Origin of the sequence: Gluconobacter sp. NFX36, assembly GCF_049887835.1 — a bacterium.
Lineage (GTDB): Bacteria > Pseudomonadota > Alphaproteobacteria > Acetobacterales > Acetobacteraceae > Gluconobacter > Gluconobacter japonicus_A.
Genome location: NZ_JAGEKJ010000003.1, coordinates 77,258 through 92,908, shown reverse-complemented (window position 1 = coordinate 92,908; position 15,651 = coordinate 77,258). Strand labels below are relative to the sequence as shown.

Here is a 15,651-nt window from a genome sequence, read left to right as displayed (position 1 = left end):
CATCAGGAAAGTGCATCACGGGTCGATGAATATGAAGCGTATAAGAGGCCGGCATCATCGTGCTGGCGGCGGGACACCACGCAGTAGCAATTCCCAGACCCCTCTGAACCGCAACCATGTGTTTGACAGCAATGGCCCGGACCTCAGAATTCGTGGAACTGCCCAGCAGCTCTTCGAAAAGTATCTCCAGCTTGGCCGGGATGCGACAGGAACGGGGGATCGCATCCTTGCGGAAGCCTATTTCCAGCATGCAGAGCATTATTTCCGTATTCTGAATGCCATGAACCAGGCTGCTCAGCAGAGCCAGCAAGAGCGCAATGAGCGTCAGATGCAGCGCCAGCGGGCTTATGAAGAGCGCCGTGAATCGCGTGGCGAACGTGGCGGTGACGAACACGGGCAGGACGAGGGCGATGATCAGCCTTCGATCGAGTCTTCCCGTTCGGAAGAAGCTCCGGCTGAAGCGGAGTAACAGTTCTGAAACCGGCCCTGTGAAGGGCCGGTTTTTTTATATCCGGCCAATAAACCGTTCTGGCAGGCGCCAGAGTTCTGTTCCGTTCAGGTGTAAATCCAGTCTGTAGCGATCATGCGTTCGAGACGTGGCGCTGTTCTCGACAGCATGCCGCCAGTTATGCAGACGCTGATCGTTCTGATCGAAAGTGGCTTCCACTACGGGAAGAGCCGCCATGCCGCGGAGCATGTTTTCCCAGTCTTGATCGTTGATTCGCTGATGTTGCCCAACGTCGTTGGAGCACCAGGGCTGCGTTCGTGTCCGCTCTAGTCGGCGCAGACCAGAAGACAGATCTGCATAACGAAGATGGAAGAGAAAAAGCGGGGCGCCCATTTCGGGAGCAATTTCTGCACAGCAATGAGAGCCAGGCGCCCATGTGATGGCGGCACGGATCAGGACGGGTTTGCACATGGCGCTTGAAAATCGCACATGCTGGCGCTGGACAGAGACGAGGCGCGTATAATCCAGCGGAGCTTCGCTTTCCGGCAGATGAATGACGTCCAGGCCTGTGGCCGTTACGACTGGCCGCGTATTCGCTTGGGCAAAATGTGTGAGGGACGGAAAGATGTCTGGGTCAGGGAGAAGGAGTTCATCAACATCGACGTAGATGACGCTGTCGTACCACTCGAGCAAACTCTCGCAGAACTTCCCAATGGATCTTGTTCTGCGCTCATCATCCTGCGGAGAGCGGGGAATTCGGGCCCGATTGATCTGCCCGAGAGCATCTGTCGATCCGTCATCTGAGCCGTGGTCGATAACGTAGCAGGACTGTTCACCAACCTGCGCGCCGTAATGTCTGCGCCAGATCAGAAGATGTTCTGGCTCATTGTAAACCATAGTGACGACGGCAAGAGGTTTCTTGATCATGCCGTCAGAATACAAAAATGCTTTCAGATCAGATACCTGAAAGATTTTTATAATTTTTTAGGAAAGAAGGATGGTAGCGGTGGACGGATTTGAACCGCCGACCAAGGGATTATGATTCCCCTGCTCTACCGCTGAGCTACACCGCCATCCCACCGGGATGCCCCGGCGTTGAGGCGGGTTTTTAAGGGGGATCTGATTGAGTGTCAACACGTTATCCAGAGGAAAATGCAGGATTTTGGTCACTGCATTTTTTACACTGGTCATATCTGTTATGGCTGGCCTGCTTTCTGCTTTTCTCCAGATCTCTTGTTAAGGAGTTTTCCGCCTAGTGACGCAGCATTTCGTCAGCACGCTGTTTGCCGTTCGATCCTACTTTACCTGGCTCCCGGCACCTGTCGTCTCCGTTCTGATGCTCGCGGTCGTGGGTATTCTCGCTTTCTATTGCGGAAACCTCGTCACGTCCTTGACGCTGCGTATTCCTGGTTCCCGTAGTGCAGCGCTGATCCGAAAAATTGTTGCGGCTCTTCGTCGTCCAACACGGATCATGGTTGCGCTGCTTGCCATGCTGGGCGCACTCCCGGCTGCCACTGGGTTTTCTTATGAGACGGAGCAGGATCTCAAGCTGTTTTTCCTGTTCCTGCTGGTTCTGACCTTTGGCTTTTCGGCCATTATCGTGTTCCGGATCATGACGGAGGCATACCTCAATCGTTTGTCGTCACGAGAACAGACTGACGACATCATGATCCGCACGCACCAGACGCAGATTCGCGTTTTAAGGCGCTTGACGGAAATTATGGTGGGTATCGTGACGGTGGCGTCCGCGCTGATGCTTTTTCCGTCCGTCAAGCAATATGGTGTTTCGCTTTTTGCCTCCGCCGGTGCCGCGTCCCTGATCGTTGGTCTGTCTGCACGTGGTCTGCTGACCAATCTGATTGCGGGCGTGCAGATTGCAGTGACACAGCCAATTCGTATGGAAGATCTTGTCATCATCAACGGGGACTGGTGCTGGGTTGAGGAAATCAATGCGACTTATGTTGTCCTTCGGGTGTGGGACTGGCGCCGACATATCGTCCCGATTTCCTACTTTCTGGAAAACCAGTTCGAAAACTGGACGCATAATTCCGCGGCGATCATCGGCGTAGTGTTCCTCTGGCTGGATTATGAAGCGCCGATGGACAAGGTGCGGGAGATGTTGAACGAAATCATCCGCACATGCCCGCTTTGGAATGGTAAGGTTTTTGATGTGCAGGTGGCAGATTGCAATGCTCAGGTCATGTCTATCCGTATCATTGCCAGTGCTCGGAATGCGTTGCAGAGCTGGGATCTGCGCTGTGACATCCGGGAGAAGATCATTGCTCGTATTCGGCAAGAATGTCCTGAGGCATTGCCTCGTGCGCGTTTTGCGATGATGCCCCCGAGACCGGGAGAGGACGCATGGCCCAGCGAATTGCTCTCTCCCAAGATCGATCGGCCGCCGCCAGGCAGTTATATGGGACCTGGTACGCCCGGCGCGTAAAAGTAAAAGCCGCCGTAACCCGGTGGCTTTTTTTTATTTACCCCGCTTGTTGCGTGCAGCGCTATGGTGACGCGGATAAAGAAGTCGGTCTGTAACGTCTTTATCCGTCAGGCAGGATTTACGGCGCCATCGTAGAGTTGTGGCGTCCGTAGAGAACATACGTCATGACACCCAGCACTACATATCCTGTAAGAAGGAGCAGAGGGACAGGGTTACCGCTGGCCACTGCATGGATCATATCTGTGACGAGGGGGATGGTCATGAGCAGACAGAAAATAATGCCTAGAAGGGGCGTTATACCAACCCAGAAACCACGAATACGAAACCCGCCCAAGGGAACGCTGAAGGGTCTTTGAATGTCTGGCCGCGTGTTTCGCTGCCAGATGACTGTGAAGCAGACGATGCCGAAAGCGGCAGCTGTTCCGATGGAGACCAGATCGCTGATGATGTCGATGGGCAGGGTGGCAGTCATGAAAGCCACAACCAGGCCGAGAACGATGGTGCCAAGCCATGGGGTGCGAAACCGTGTGTGAACCTTGCCAAACAGGGCAGGGATGAGGCCATCACGGCTCATGGTCAGCAAGACGCGGGACTGGGCATACATAAGCCCCATCAGAACCGAGCAGAGACCTATTGTTGCGCCGACATTGATGAAGATGGCCAGCCACGGCGTGTTCATGGCTTTCACGGCAATAGCCAGCGGGTCCGGTACGTCCAGTTCGCGATAAGGAACAATGCCAAGCAATACTTCGGCAACGATCATATACACGACGGTGCAGATCAGCAGGCTTCCAATAATCCCGACCGGGACGTCCCGGGTCGGGTTTTTGGCCTCGGCTGATGCTGTGGAGACGGCCTCAAAGCCGACATAGGCGAAAAAGATGACTGAGGCGGCCCGGAAAATACCTTTGACGCCGTAGTGGAAGCCCCCCTGATTGGCTGGGATGAAGGGATGCCAGTTTGCGGGATGAATGGCATGAATGCCAAATGCCACGAACAAAGCAAGAACACCTACTTTTAGAAAGACGATGATCGTGTTGACACGGGCGGATTCCTCAATGCCCCGAACGAGCAGACCCGTGACCAGGAAGACGGCAGTTAACCCGATCAGATCCAGCCTCCATCCTCCGCTGATGGAGGAGCCTTCCGATCCTGGAACCGGTTGAAGAGTGGCTTGGGTAAGGGCTTGGGGTAAATGGATACCAAAGACGGCCAGCAGGGACGACGCGTAACCGGACAGACCGGCTGCCACTGCAGCGCAGGAGATTCCATATTCCAGAAGCAGGAGCCATCCTACGATCCACGCCACTTTTTCGCCCATTGAAATATAGGCGTAGGAGTAGGCTGAGCCGGAGACAGGCAACGTGGAGGACAGTTCTCCATAAGAAAACGCTGTAAAGAGGCAGGCCAGAGCTGCGACAACGAACGAAATGAGAACGGATGGGCCAGCATACTCCGCAGCAGCAGTCCCCGTCATGACGTAAATGCCAGCGCCGATTGTTGATCCCACGCCCAGAAGGATGAGTTGTGTGGCTGTGAGGCTGCGCTTCAGTCCATGCGACTCATTCTCGGACATGATCTGTTCGAGACTCTTTCGACGGGCAGTTGTGGCGGCGGATGCGCTGGATTGTATCGGAAGTGGCATGATCCCTAATCTGCCGGGAAAAGCGGCGTCTGGAAAGGTTTATAGAACGATGAGAACGCCTGCCAGAAGACCGGCAACAATGCAGTAAATGCCGAAAGGCTTGAGAGCCCATTCGTCATGATTGCGGAAGAAGCGCAACATCAGGAGAGAACAGATCAGCGCGGTGATACCGGCTGCGAAGGCACCTACGACGCATTGGAACATGACGTCATGAGAGATTGTCATGTGCCGCATCTGCCACCCTTCCTTGACCGTCGCTGCCAGAACGACTGGCTGGGCCATGAGAAGGGAAAAGCGGGCAGCTGTGCCATGATCCAGCCCACGGAGAAGGCCGCCATTCATCGTGGCGCCTGAGCGTGACAGGCCCGGGAACAGGGCAAGGCACTGCCAGAACCCGATCACCAGGGCATCCTTGGGAGACAGGGAAGAGATCGGCCGGTGATCTGCCTGTCCACGTTGTTTGCGGAGCCATTCGGTAACCAGAAGCAGAAGGCCGTTCAGGACCAGAAACCCTGCGACGGCCAGAGGGGCTCCGAATATGCCTCGGAGGCGATGTTCGAAAAGGCCGCCGAAGATGACAGCCGGAATTGTCGCAATAACGAGAAGACCAAAGATCCGAATCGACTCAAGTTGGTTGTATCGACCGTGCAGACCAAGCATCCCGCGAAGAATGGCCATCCAGTCGCGCCAGAAAACACCCGCCAGGGCCACGAGGGTTCCGACATGGAGCATCGTCAGGAACGGCAGGAACATGTCTGAATGTTCGTCCACGTTCCAATGGAGGATACCGGGGAGCAGAACGGCGTGACCGAGGCTGCTGACAGGGAAGGGCTCGGTAATACCCTGAACGATGGCGAGGATGATGGCCTGGAAAAGCGTCATGGAGCCTGCACGGATGGGCGGAAAAGGAAGTCACTTGCCTGATGGGGCGAAGGGACGCAACCTTGACCGGGCTCTGGGGGCAGATTAACTCGCTTTTCTATTCGGTTTTCTGAAAGTTGAGGCGCGGCATGAAGTCAGGATACAGCGGGCGCGGCGGTGCCATTCTGGCAAGTGGCCTTGTTCTTGTCGTTGCCGGGGCGTTTCTTGTTTACGGCAAAGAGTTGCGCAAGGACCCGGTTCAGAACAGCATTGTCATGCATGCTCAGTTCAATTCGGCCAACGGTCTGAAGCCGGGTGCGGATGTTGATCTGGCGGGAGTGACCGTTGGGCGTGTTCAGTCCATCCGCCTGGATCCGCAGAGCCAGATGGCCGACGTAGCATTCTCGGTTGATGAACGTCTTCATCTGCCCGTTGATACGGCTGTTGGGATCGGTGCGCCCAGCATGACGTCTGATAACGCTCTTCAGATCGAGCCAGGCAAAGACCCGAAGGCGCTGACTGCTGGCGGGGTTATCAAGGATACCCGCGATCAACTGTCTCTGGAGCAACAGGTCAGCAATTATATCTTCGGTGGTGGTAACCTCGGGAACTGATGTTCCCTCAGTCGTTCATCGGATAGGACGCGAGCAGGCGACGCTGCTTGCGCCAGGAATGTAGCATTCCGAACGCGCCAGAGGTCTTCCATCCGCGGGCCTTGTTGGCTGCACCGATCAGAAACGTCTGGCGATAGTGGGAAAACTGGGCGCGATAGGCTTCCCACAGTGTCGTACGGCGATCCCAGATGTGAATGGCTTCAGAGCCGACGCCATTGATCTCGATGATCCGCAGATCTTCCCCACGCTGAAGAGCTTCGATTGAAGGTACCTTCACATCGACCCGACCAAAATAGAAATCTGGAACGTCTTTCATGATGGCATCCAGGCGGGCGGTCAGTGCAGGTGTGGTGTCTGCGCGGCCATCTCGGAACACGGACCCTTTGCAATGGTTGCCAGCGAAAACCAATGGCAGTTGCTCACCCTCGGCCAGCACCGTTTTCTCTCGGCCTGCAAGGCGGGGCAGATACAGTTGGGGAACCTGACTCATGCGAGGATCGCGCATGATGAGTTCCTCAATGGTGGAACGTCCGTTACCCGTCAGAACCGGAGCTTCCTTGTAGGTCACGGACGTAATGCGGCCCTGTGTCTGATCCGGGTGGCGGATATAGAACAGGCCCGCTTCAACCGGGTAATCGATGAGTTCCTGCACCATGAGCGCCACGTTATCCGGGAACTGCGGAAGGACTTCTTCCATTTGCTCGCGAGTGTGGACGAGCTTCACGCCTGTTCCATTGCAACCGATATCTGGCTTGACCACGACGGGGAACGAGAGGCCGGACTGCTCCATGGCTGTCAGAGCGCGTTCCAGTGACCCAGGGCCGCTTTCAAAAACAGCGTAGGGTGCAATGGCGTCCTGTGCGACGGGACCAGCCATATCGAGGATCGAGGATTTGCTCTCACCGCAGAGTCCGCCTGTTTCAATGCGCGGATTGGCAGCCGTAGGAATACTGAGATCCCGGTATTTCAGGCCCATGGCGATCCAGTAGAGGACGATAGGCGTGTAGAAGATGGAACCTGGCCAGAACTCAAAAAGAGAAAGGGGATTTTGCTCGGTCTCTGTCTTAGACATTCAATTACTGGCTCACGGTCTGGATACGGGCAATCAGACGCCCGACAACAACGATACACAGAACAAATCCTGCCAGCCCGGCCCAGCGCCAGCCTCCCTGGTGCGCCAGAAGCCAGCCGCCGATCCGCATGGCCAGCAGGAACAACAGTGTTGTCCACACAAGCGTAGCGAGAACTGCTGTCAGGGCAAAGCGCACGAAAGGCGCGTGGAAGAAGCCGCAGGCTGTGTAGAGCGGGAGGCGGGCGCCGGGCACGAAGCGTGAGATGGCCACGATGCGGATGACGTTCTTCGAAAACCAGTCCTGCGTGCGTTCCTGTTTGGGGAGGGTCAGGAAGCGACGAAGATAAGGCCAGCGTGCTCCGGCAGCGCCGAGGCCGTACAGTCCGAGATCTCCGACAGCGACGCCGAACCAGAGCGCTCCAAGGGCCAATGCTATGCTGACATGTCCGGCGCGGGCTGCAACGCCTGACAGGACGGTCGCTACATCCTCGAGGATGAATGTCCCCACAATGATGCTGACGACTTTCAGCCAGGCAGGCTGCGACGCCAGGGCGGGGCCAATGGCTATCATGCCGGGGGATGTTCCATGATCATGGAACGTTGATGTCGCATGTTGGCGTGCTGGCGACAATCTCACGGTTGCGGTTTCACCCTTCTGAATGTGGAAAGAAGGATGGGAGGCTGGCGGGGAGCATCACAGGTTGCTAGCGTGCGCTGCAAATGAACCACCCTCTGGGGGCTGATAGTCCAGTGCTTAAAAGACGTAACCTTCTTGCCGCCTTTTCCTCGGTCGCCGGAGCGGCGGCGATGGGGATACGCTCTGCCGAAGCACAGGATTATGGAGCGTTTCTCGCTGGTGTGAGAACGCAGGCGTTGGCGCAGGGGCTGTCGTCTACGATTGTTTCGCGTGCCCTGTCCCTTACGAAGGAACCAAACCTCAAGGTTCTGAAGCTTGATCGACACCAGCCTGAGTTTACCCTGACATGGGCCCAGTACCGTGATCGCGTTCTGCCAGAGTCGCGTTTCCAGAAAGGGCGCACCACATATGCGGGCGTTGAAAATGTCATGGCTCCCGTGACCGCGCGCTTTGGATGCGATGATCGTGCCGTCATGGGGATCTGGGGGCTCGAGTCGGGCTTTGGAGCTCATACTGGTACGTTCTCGGTTGTGGATGCGTTGGCGACACTGGCCTTTGATGGTCGTCGTTCCACGTTCTTCCGGGGAGAGCTGATGAAGGCGCTCCAGATTCTGAACGACGGGGACATTTCCCCTGAAGCCATGATGGGCAGCTATGCCGGAGCCATGGGGCAGGCCCAGTTCATGCCAAGCGCCTATCTGCGATATGCGGCGGATGGAGATGGAGACGGCAAGCGCAATATCTGGACGTCCCAGCCAGATGTGTTCGCATCCATCGCCAACTATATGGGCAAATGCGGCTGGAAACCCTATGAGCCCTGGGGGCAGGAAGTCACTCTGGCGAATGCGCTCGACAAGAGTCAGATCGGGCGGACCAATACCAAGTCTCTTGCGGAATGGATGTCTCTTGGTGTGCGCCGGGCAGATGGGGCACGTTTCTCACGGCCAGACGTACAAGGGGCGATCATTCAGCCGGATGGTGCTGGAACGCAGGCCTTCATGGTTTACCACAATTTCAACGTGATCCGTCGTTACAATCCATCCGATTATTACGCACTGGGCGTAGGTCTTCTGGGAACCGGCATTGTTACTCCGTAATTGCGCGCCACTTCTGGCGTTTCTGCCTCTGTTTGGTGCCTGTCATCGGGATGACGCGCCGGTGCCTGTCGCGCACCCTCATTACGAGCTGGGAAACGCGTGGCAGGGTCCGCAGGGGTGGTTTTATCCCTATGAGCAGTTCGATTACCGCGCCACCGGTCTCGCCACACGCGAAATGCCTCTGAAAGGGAGACTCGCGTCTGATGGGGAGGTTTGGTCGGCGGATGGCATGACCGGATCCCATCAGACTTTGCAGCTTCCTGCTGTTGTGACGGTTCGCAATCTGATCAATGGACGGGTTGTGCGTATCCGGCTGACGCGTCGTGGTCCGGAAAGCGCCGGGCGAATTATTGCGCTCTCTCCGAAAGCTGCGGATATTCTTGGGATGACCGCCGATACACCTGTAGAGGTGACGGAAGGCGAAGCCGCCAGTCGTGCATTGGTCGAAGGATTGACCGGCGCGCCACATCTGGATGTTCAGTCCGCGCCGGTTGGAGAGGTTCGTGCAGAGTCTCTCGATGGTGGCGCGGCAAAGACCTATGGAAGCGACTCGTCGGAGGGGCATCAGGCGGTCTCCACGCTTACCCCGATGCCTGTCACGTGGTCGCAGGGTAGTCCGGGGCCAACGGGGCTTTATGTTCTGTTAGGCAAGTTTTCCGGTCGCGGGGCTGCTGCCAGTATTGCGGCGCGGTGCTCCGGCGAGGTTCAGCGCGTCCCTGATGGGGGCGGTCTGGACTGGCGTGTAAGGTCCGGACCCTATACCGATACCGCCCAGGCCGATGCGGCACTGGACCGGACCCATGCGTGCGGGGTAGAGGGCGCGCGGATCATTGTGGAATGACGGCCGTGACTAAGGCTGAAAGACTGGGGACGAACGTGCGGACTAGACGCTCTCTTTTCGGTGGTGTGGCAGGGTTTGCCGCCTGTGCTTCTTTTGGTGGGCCGCTGAGTGCACTGGCACGCCCGCATCACCATGCTGGTCATGCGAAGGCCGCGGCTGCCACAGCCTCTACTGCTCCTGCAGCACCAGTTGGCACGCCCGCCAATACGCCGATCGGCCCGTTCGATACCGTGGCGCGCTGGGCCTATATCGTGGACTTCGACACGGGTGCCGTTCTGCTGGACAAGGCGGCTGATGAGCGCATGGCACCGTCGTCCCTGACGAAGATGATGACGGCCTATATCGTGTTCGGCATGCTCGCGACGGGACGTCTGCGTCTGGATCAGGCGCTTCCGGTGAGCGAGAAAGCGTGGCGGACGCAGGGTTCCAAGATGTTCGTGCCGCTTGGCGAGAGCGTCGCGGTGCAGGATCTCATCCAGGGCATGGTGATCCAGTCCGGTAATGATGCCTGCGTTGTGCTGGCAGAAGGTATTGCGGGGTCTGAAGAACGCTTCGTTGCGATGATGAACGAGGAAGCTCCGAAGATCGGGCTGAACAACTCGCACTTCATGAACGTGACGGGTCTGCCGGCTGAGGGGCATTACATGTCCGCTCATGACGTAGCGACTGTTGCCATGCATCTGATCCGCGACTTTCCGCAGTACTATCATTTCTTCGGTGAAACCGAATTCCTGTTCAACAAGATCAAGCAGGGCAACCGGAACGTTCTCGTGGACAAGGGTCTCGCTGATGGCCTGAAGACGGGTCATACCGATGCAGGTGGGTTCGGTCTTTGCGCCAGTTCCAACCGCAATGGCAATCGCGTCATTGTTGTGATCAACGGCACGGCATCCAGCAATGAGCGCGCTCATGAAGGCGAGCGTCTGATGGCGTGGGCTTTTGCGAATTTTGAGAACGCGACGCTGTTCCGCAAGGGGCAGGTTGTGGATCATGCGCCGGTCTGGATGGGTGAGCGCAAGGCTGTTCCGCTCGTGGCTGGTTCTGACATCGTGATGACGATGCCGGTGGGCTGGCAGCAGCGCTCTCACATTGCAGTGGATTATGCGTCACCTGTGATTGCGCCGGTTGTCGCCGGGCAGTCCTGTGGGGCGATCGTGATTTCAGCGCCGGGCATGGCGGATATTCGTGTGGCGCTTCAGGCTGGCGCGTCCGTTGCGAAACTCGGACTGGTTGGACGTGCGATGGCACGCCTTGGTCATGGCCCTGCAAATTAAAAACGGCCTGTTCATCACGCTGGAAGGTGGCGAAGGCGCCGGGAAATCCACGCAGGCGCGCCTTCTGGCGGATGCGCTTCGAGACCGGGGTTACGAGACGATCCTGACCCGTGAGCCGGGCGGGACACCGGGCGCGGAAGCCATCCGTCATCTGCTTTTGTTCGGGGAAGAGGAATTTTCCTGGCGTGCGGAAGTGCTGGCCCATATGGCGGCGCGGTGTGACCATCTGGATAATCTGATTGTGCCCGCTCTTGAGCGTGGTGCGGTTGTTGTCTGTGATCGCTTCCATGACTCGACGCTGGCTTATCAGGGCTACGGTGTTGGGAATGCATCAGCGGAGCGTCTGGAGTTCATCACGGGTGCTAGGCGTCTCGTGGCGCGCGAGCCGGATCTGACATTGCTGCTGGAGCTTCCTCGGGAGCAGGCGCTTGAGCGTCTGGAAAGCCGGGGTGGGCGGACGGATCGTTATGAAGGTCAGGCTGAGGCTTTTCATCAGCGCGTAATGGCGGGGTTCGAGACGATTGCCCGTGCAGAGCCAGAGCGGGTGAAGCGTATCGCTGCCGGTCGCACGCCCGAAGCCGTCAGCCGTGCATTGCTTGAAGCTGTGCTGCAACGTCTGGATCAGACGGCGAGTGTTTCTGGCGCGTGACAGATCCTCGGCATACGTTTGAACTCCGAGGTCATGAAGAGGCTGAAAATGTTTTTCGGACCGCTTTGGCCTCGGGACGTCTTCATCATGCCTGGCTGATTTCCGGCCCTGCAGGGATCGGAAAAGCGACGCTGGCGTTTCGTCTGGCGCGTCTTCTTCTGAACGGGGAAGATTCCGACTCACCTGCTGGTCGGCGTATTACAGCCGCTACGCATGGCGATCTTCTGGAAATTTCCCGTGCGGTTGATGAGAAAAAAGGGCGTCTGCGCGGAGAAATTACGGCTGCGGATGTGCGGCCGGTCCAGTCTTTCCTGCATCACACGGCCACTGAAGGCGGCTGGCGTGTGGTTATCGTCGACGGGGCGGAGTTTCTGAACCGTTTTGCGGCCAACGCGCTTCTGAAAATCCTTGAAGAGCCTCCGCCGCGGGCCATCCTGCTGCTGACCACAGCGTCTCCCGGTAAGCTTCTTCCGACGATCCGCAGCCGCTGTCGGGCATTGGCGCTGTCTCCCGTTTCAGATCGGGACATGAGGGCCATTCTGCCAGATGTGTCCGAGGATGTGCTGGCAAGGGCACATGGTTCACCGGGGCGTGCACTGTTTCTGGCGCAGGACCGGGATGGGGCCATTGCGGGTTTTGTGGCGGAAATCCTGGCCGGAAAGGCCCTGACCGCAGAGATGCTCCCTCTCATTGACCGGATCGCCCGGGAGACGGAAGGTTTCGCATTGCTCTGCGATTTGCTAGGCGAGGGGTTAGCAGAACGTGCACGCTCGGCTGCACGACGTGGCGATCTGCTTCTTGCTGATTCTTCTGCCCGTCAGTGTTCGGAACTTGATACACTGAAGCGGCAGACAGACGGTTTTAATCTGGACAAGGCCCAGGCCATCCGTCAGGCAGTGGAACGCGCTGCCGGGATGTGAATGGCTCGGGCATGACAAGACGAGTGGACATGACGCGGCGCTTCACCATTACAACTCCGATCTTCTACGTGAACGGCGCTCCGCATATCGGACATGCCTACACGTCCATTGCGGCTGACGTTCTGGCCCGTTTCCATCGCCTGAATGGTGAAGACGTGTTGTTCGTCAGCGGGACGGATGAGCACGGCCAGAAGGTCGAGCAAACTGCGACCGCTCAGGGCATGGACACGCAGGCCTATGCCGACAAGATTTCTGCATCTTTCCGTCAGATGCAGCAGGATATGGCGATCTCCACGGATGAGTTCATCCGCACGACGGATGAACGCCACAAGATTGCTGCAACGGCTCTGTGGGAAAACGTTGCGGCCAACGGCCACATCTATCTCGGCGCGTATGAAGGCTGGTATTCCACGCGCGATGAAGCGTTCATTGGTGAAGATGAGCTGGTCAAGAAGCCGGATGGCACGATGGTTGCTCCATCCGGTGCGCCGGTAGAGCGCGTCAAGGAGCCGTCCTACTTCTTCAAGCTGTCCGAGTTTCAGGACCGTCTGCTGAAACTGTATGAAGATAACCCCGAGTTCATTGGCCCGCATGGTCCACGCCGGGAGATCGAGAGCTTCGTGAAGCAGGGGCTGAAGGATCTCTCCGTCAGCCGAACCAGCTTCAAATGGGGTATTCCGGTTCCGAACGATCCGGATCACGTCATGTATGTCTGGTTCGACGCGCTCGCCAACTATCTCACGGCTGTGGGTTACCCGGACCTGAATGATCCGCGTGCGAAGTTCTGGCCGGCTGATTTGCATATTGTTGGCAAAGAAATTGCCCGATTCCATTGCGTGTACTGGCCGGCGTTCCTGATGGCTGCGGGTATCGAACTGCCGAAAAGCGTGTTTGCCCATGGCTGGTGGACGGTCGAAGGCGAGAAGATGAGCAAGTCTCTCGGCAATGTTCTGGACCCGAAGGCACTGGCTGATGAGTTCGGTCTGGATGCGCTGCGGTTCTTCCTGATGCGTGAAGTGCCGTTTGGTGGCGATTCAAACTTCAGCCGCCGCTCCATGATTACGCGCACGAATGTCGAACTGGCGAACGACCTTGGCAATCTGTGCCAGCGGACGCTGAGCCTCGTGGCACGCAATCTTGGGGGCGTCGTTCCGGAGCGCGGCCCGCTGACGGAAGACGATCAGACCATTCTGGCGTCTGTTCAGTTACTCCCGACACTTATGAGCGAGCAGATTGAGCGCAAGGCGATCACGGATGCGCTTGAGGAGGTCTGGAAGATCATTCGTGCAGCCAACTCGTATATCGACCGTCAGGCTCCCTGGGCGCTGAAGAAGACCGATCCGGAACGTATGACGCATGTGCTGCGTGTGTTGCTGGATGTGATCCGTGGTATTGCGACGATGCTTCAGCCTTACATGCCCGGCACCATGGATAAGATGCTGACGCAGCTTGGTGTGGAAGATAGCGAGCGTACATTTGCGTCTCTTGAGACGCCGTTGCCCGGTGGTCGCACTCTGCCGAAGCCAGAAGGGCTGTTCCCGCGCTTTGTCGTCGAGGACGCAGAATGACAGGACTGATCGACAGTCACTGCCATCTGGACCGTCTTGACGATGTGCCTGCCGCACTGGAGATCGCGCGGCAGTCTGGTCTGGATGGGATGATTACGATCGGGACGCGGTTTTCGCAGGCTGACACGCAGATTGGCCTGACGCGGTTTGACACGCCAGATCTGCGCGTCTGGTGTGCGATCGGGACGCATCCTGACCATGTGGGTGAGGAGCGTTTGCCGTCCGTTGAGGAACTGGTTCGCAAGGCGGAACCGTCCTGCGTGGTGGCAATTGGCGAGTCCGGGCTCGACTATTTTCATAGTGGAGATGAGGCGAAGCCAGCGCAGCATGAATCTTTCAGAACGCACATTGCCGCGGCTCGGGAAACGGGATTGCCGGTCGTTATTCATACGCGCCAGGCGGATGACGACACGATTGCGATCCTGCGGGATGAGAGCGGGAAGGGCGCCTTTCCGTTTCTGATCCACTGCTTTGCATCCGGACCAAAGCTGGCGGAAGCGGCTCTGGAACTTGGAGGTTACATCAGTTTTTCGGGGCTTCTGACATTCCCGAAATGTGAGGAAATCCGCGAAGTTGCGCGGATTGTGCCGGAAGACCGCTTGCTGGTGGAGACGGATAGTCCATTTCTGGCCCCTGCACCCAAGCGCGGGCGGCCCAATACGCCCGGATATGTGGCGCATACGGCGGCTCGCTTGGCGCAGGAGCGGGAAGTTTCGCCTGAACGGATCGCGGAGATTACAACGGCCAACGTGCATCGGCTGTTTACAAGGACGCGTCTGTGAAAGTCACGATCCTCGGATGTGGTGGTTCAGCGGGCGTCCCGATGCTCGGGGGGCATGATGGCTCACAGACGGGGATCTGGGGGCATTGTAATCCGGACAATCCAAAGAACCGGCGGACACGCTCGTCGATCGTGATTGAAGGTGAGGGTGGCTTCCGGCTTCTGGTTGATTCCGGGCCGGATTTTCGCTCTCAGATGCTGAATTGTGGTCTGAGCCACATTGATGCGGTACTTTATACGCATCCGCATAGTGATCATATTGCCGGGCTGGATGATCTGCGCGCCATCAATCGGGTTATCGACAGGCCATTGCCGCTATTGGCTTCGCAAAACACTCTGGAAGAACTTAGACAGCGTTTTTCCTACGCTTTTGCCCCTTGGAAAGGGCCAGATTTTTATCGTCCGGTTTTTGATGAGCAGGTCGTTGCGGCGGGTCAGTCTGTTACTTTTCCGGGTCTTGAAGGGCGAGTTTTCGAGCAGCAGCATGGACGGATCACGTCTCTGGGGCTGCGATTTGGGAAGTTTGCGTATTCGACAGATGTTGAAACGCTGTCTGATGAGGCGTTGGAGCTTCTGGATGGTGTCGGAACGTGGGTTGTTGATTGTTTCCAGTATGAACCGCATCCCGCTCATGCGTGGCTGGAGCGTGTGCTGGAATGGCGCACGAAAATCAGGGCAGGGCGCACAATTCTGACCCATATGGGCACAGATATGGATTACGACATCTTGTGCAAAACGCTGCCGCCAGATGTGCGGCCAGCTTATGACGGAATGGTGCTGGAGTTTTGAAAACCGGGCAGG

The 15,651-nt window shown here is 57.4% G+C and carries 16 protein-coding genes and 1 tRNA gene; 11 read left to right on the top strand and 6 right to left on the bottom strand.

Going from position 1 to position 15,651, the window contains the following annotated elements:
- The first annotated feature begins 25 nt into the window (after positions 1-25).
- A complete protein-coding gene (locus J4P41_RS03940; protein ID WP_010501523.1) occupies positions 26-469 on the top strand; it encodes a DUF4167 domain-containing protein in 444 nt (147 codons plus the stop codon).
- Positions 470-505: 36 nt separating this feature from the next.
- Here the strand turns inward: J4P41_RS03940 and J4P41_RS03935 are convergent, their stop codons facing one another.
- Positions 506-1,375, bottom strand: coding sequence for a glycosyltransferase family 2 protein (locus J4P41_RS03935; protein ID WP_426066192.1), 870 nt, complete (start codon positions 1,373-1,375; stop codon positions 506-508).
- Positions 1,376-1,446: 71 nt separating this feature from the next.
- Positions 1,447-1,521 (bottom strand) — tRNA-Met (locus J4P41_RS03930).
- A 182-nt stretch (positions 1,522-1,703) separates the two neighbouring features.
- Between J4P41_RS03930 and J4P41_RS03925 the strand changes: the two genes are divergently transcribed.
- Positions 1,704-2,891 (top strand): mechanosensitive ion channel family protein, encoded by a 1,188-nt coding sequence (locus tag J4P41_RS03925; protein ID WP_034880366.1) that lies wholly within the window; start codon positions 1,704-1,706, stop codon positions 2,889-2,891.
- Between the two features lie 118 nt (positions 2,892-3,009).
- On the opposite strand, the gene J4P41_RS03920 is transcribed toward J4P41_RS03925, so the two are convergent.
- Positions 3,010-4,536, bottom strand: a complete 1,527-nt coding sequence (locus tag J4P41_RS03920) for an APC family permease (RefSeq protein ID WP_426066191.1) — start codon at positions 4,534-4,536, stop codon at positions 3,010-3,012.
- 39 nt (positions 4,537-4,575) lie between these two features.
- On the bottom strand, positions 4,576-5,418 hold the full coding sequence (locus J4P41_RS03915; protein WP_062025388.1) for an undecaprenyl-diphosphate phosphatase: 843 nt from the start codon (positions 5,416-5,418) through the stop codon (positions 4,576-4,578).
- A 128-nt stretch (positions 5,419-5,546) separates the two neighbouring features.
- Here J4P41_RS03915 and J4P41_RS03910 point away from each other — a divergent pair, with 128 nt between their 5' ends.
- On the top strand, positions 5,547-6,011 hold the full coding sequence (locus J4P41_RS03910) for an MlaD family protein (protein ID WP_426066190.1): 465 nt from the start codon (positions 5,547-5,549) through the stop codon (positions 6,009-6,011).
- A gap of 7 nt (positions 6,012-6,018) precedes the next feature.
- Here the strand turns inward: J4P41_RS03910 and J4P41_RS03905 are convergent, their stop codons facing one another.
- Both J4P41_RS03905 and J4P41_RS03900 read right to left on the bottom strand, forming a co-directional pair.
- The gene (locus J4P41_RS03905; RefSeq protein ID WP_426066189.1) at positions 6,019-7,083 is read right to left on the bottom strand and encodes a D-alanine--D-alanine ligase; all 1,065 of its coding nucleotides are present in this window, start codon (positions 7,081-7,083) and stop codon (positions 6,019-6,021) included.
- Positions 7,084-7,087: 4 nt separating this feature from the next.
- Positions 7,088-7,654: a DedA family protein gene (locus J4P41_RS03900; RefSeq protein WP_426066188.1), complete on the bottom strand. Its 567-nt coding sequence runs from the start codon at positions 7,652-7,654 to the stop codon at positions 7,088-7,090.
- Positions 7,655-7,890: 236 nt separating this feature from the next.
- On the opposite strand from J4P41_RS03900, the gene J4P41_RS03895 reads away from it, so the two are divergent.
- From J4P41_RS03895 to J4P41_RS03860, 8 genes are read left to right on the top strand one after another with little or no spacing between them, the layout of a single operon-like run.
- Entirely contained in the window at positions 7,891-8,817 is a 927-nt protein-coding gene (locus J4P41_RS03895) for a lytic murein transglycosylase (protein ID WP_426066187.1), read from the top strand.
- Complete coding sequence (locus tag J4P41_RS03890) at positions 8,804-9,658, top strand: RlpA-like double-psi beta-barrel domain-containing protein (RefSeq protein WP_426066186.1); 855 nt, start codon at positions 8,804-8,806, stop codon at positions 9,656-9,658. The genes J4P41_RS03895 and J4P41_RS03890 overlap by 14 nt, the downstream gene beginning before the upstream one ends.
- The gene (locus J4P41_RS03885; RefSeq protein WP_426066185.1) at positions 9,655-10,932 is read left to right on the top strand and encodes a serine hydrolase; all 1,278 of its coding nucleotides are present in this window, start codon (positions 9,655-9,657) and stop codon (positions 10,930-10,932) included. Before J4P41_RS03890 ends, J4P41_RS03885 begins: the two co-directional genes overlap by 4 nt.
- Positions 10,916-11,581 carry a dTMP kinase gene (tmk, locus tag J4P41_RS03880; RefSeq protein ID WP_426066184.1) on the top strand — a complete coding sequence of 222 codons (666 nt, stop codon included), beginning with the start codon at positions 10,916-10,918 and terminating at the stop codon, positions 11,579-11,581. Before J4P41_RS03885 ends, tmk begins: the two co-directional genes overlap by 17 nt.
- Entirely contained in the window at positions 11,578-12,501 is a 924-nt protein-coding gene (locus tag J4P41_RS03875) for a DNA polymerase III subunit delta' (RefSeq protein ID WP_426066183.1), read from the top strand. Before tmk ends, J4P41_RS03875 begins: the two co-directional genes overlap by 4 nt.
- A gap of 29 nt (positions 12,502-12,530) precedes the next feature.
- A complete protein-coding gene (gene metG, locus J4P41_RS03870; RefSeq protein WP_426066182.1) occupies positions 12,531-14,069 on the top strand; it encodes a methionine--tRNA ligase in 1,539 nt (512 codons plus the stop codon).
- Positions 14,066-14,851 carry a TatD family hydrolase gene (locus tag J4P41_RS03865; protein WP_426066181.1) on the top strand — a complete coding sequence of 262 codons (786 nt, stop codon included), beginning with the start codon at positions 14,066-14,068 and terminating at the stop codon, positions 14,849-14,851. Before metG ends, J4P41_RS03865 begins: the two co-directional genes overlap by 4 nt.
- Positions 14,848-15,639, top strand: a complete 792-nt coding sequence (locus J4P41_RS03860; RefSeq protein ID WP_426066180.1) for an MBL fold metallo-hydrolase — start codon at positions 14,848-14,850, stop codon at positions 15,637-15,639. Before J4P41_RS03865 ends, J4P41_RS03860 begins: the two co-directional genes overlap by 4 nt.
- Positions 15,640-15,651: the final 12 nt, after the last annotated feature.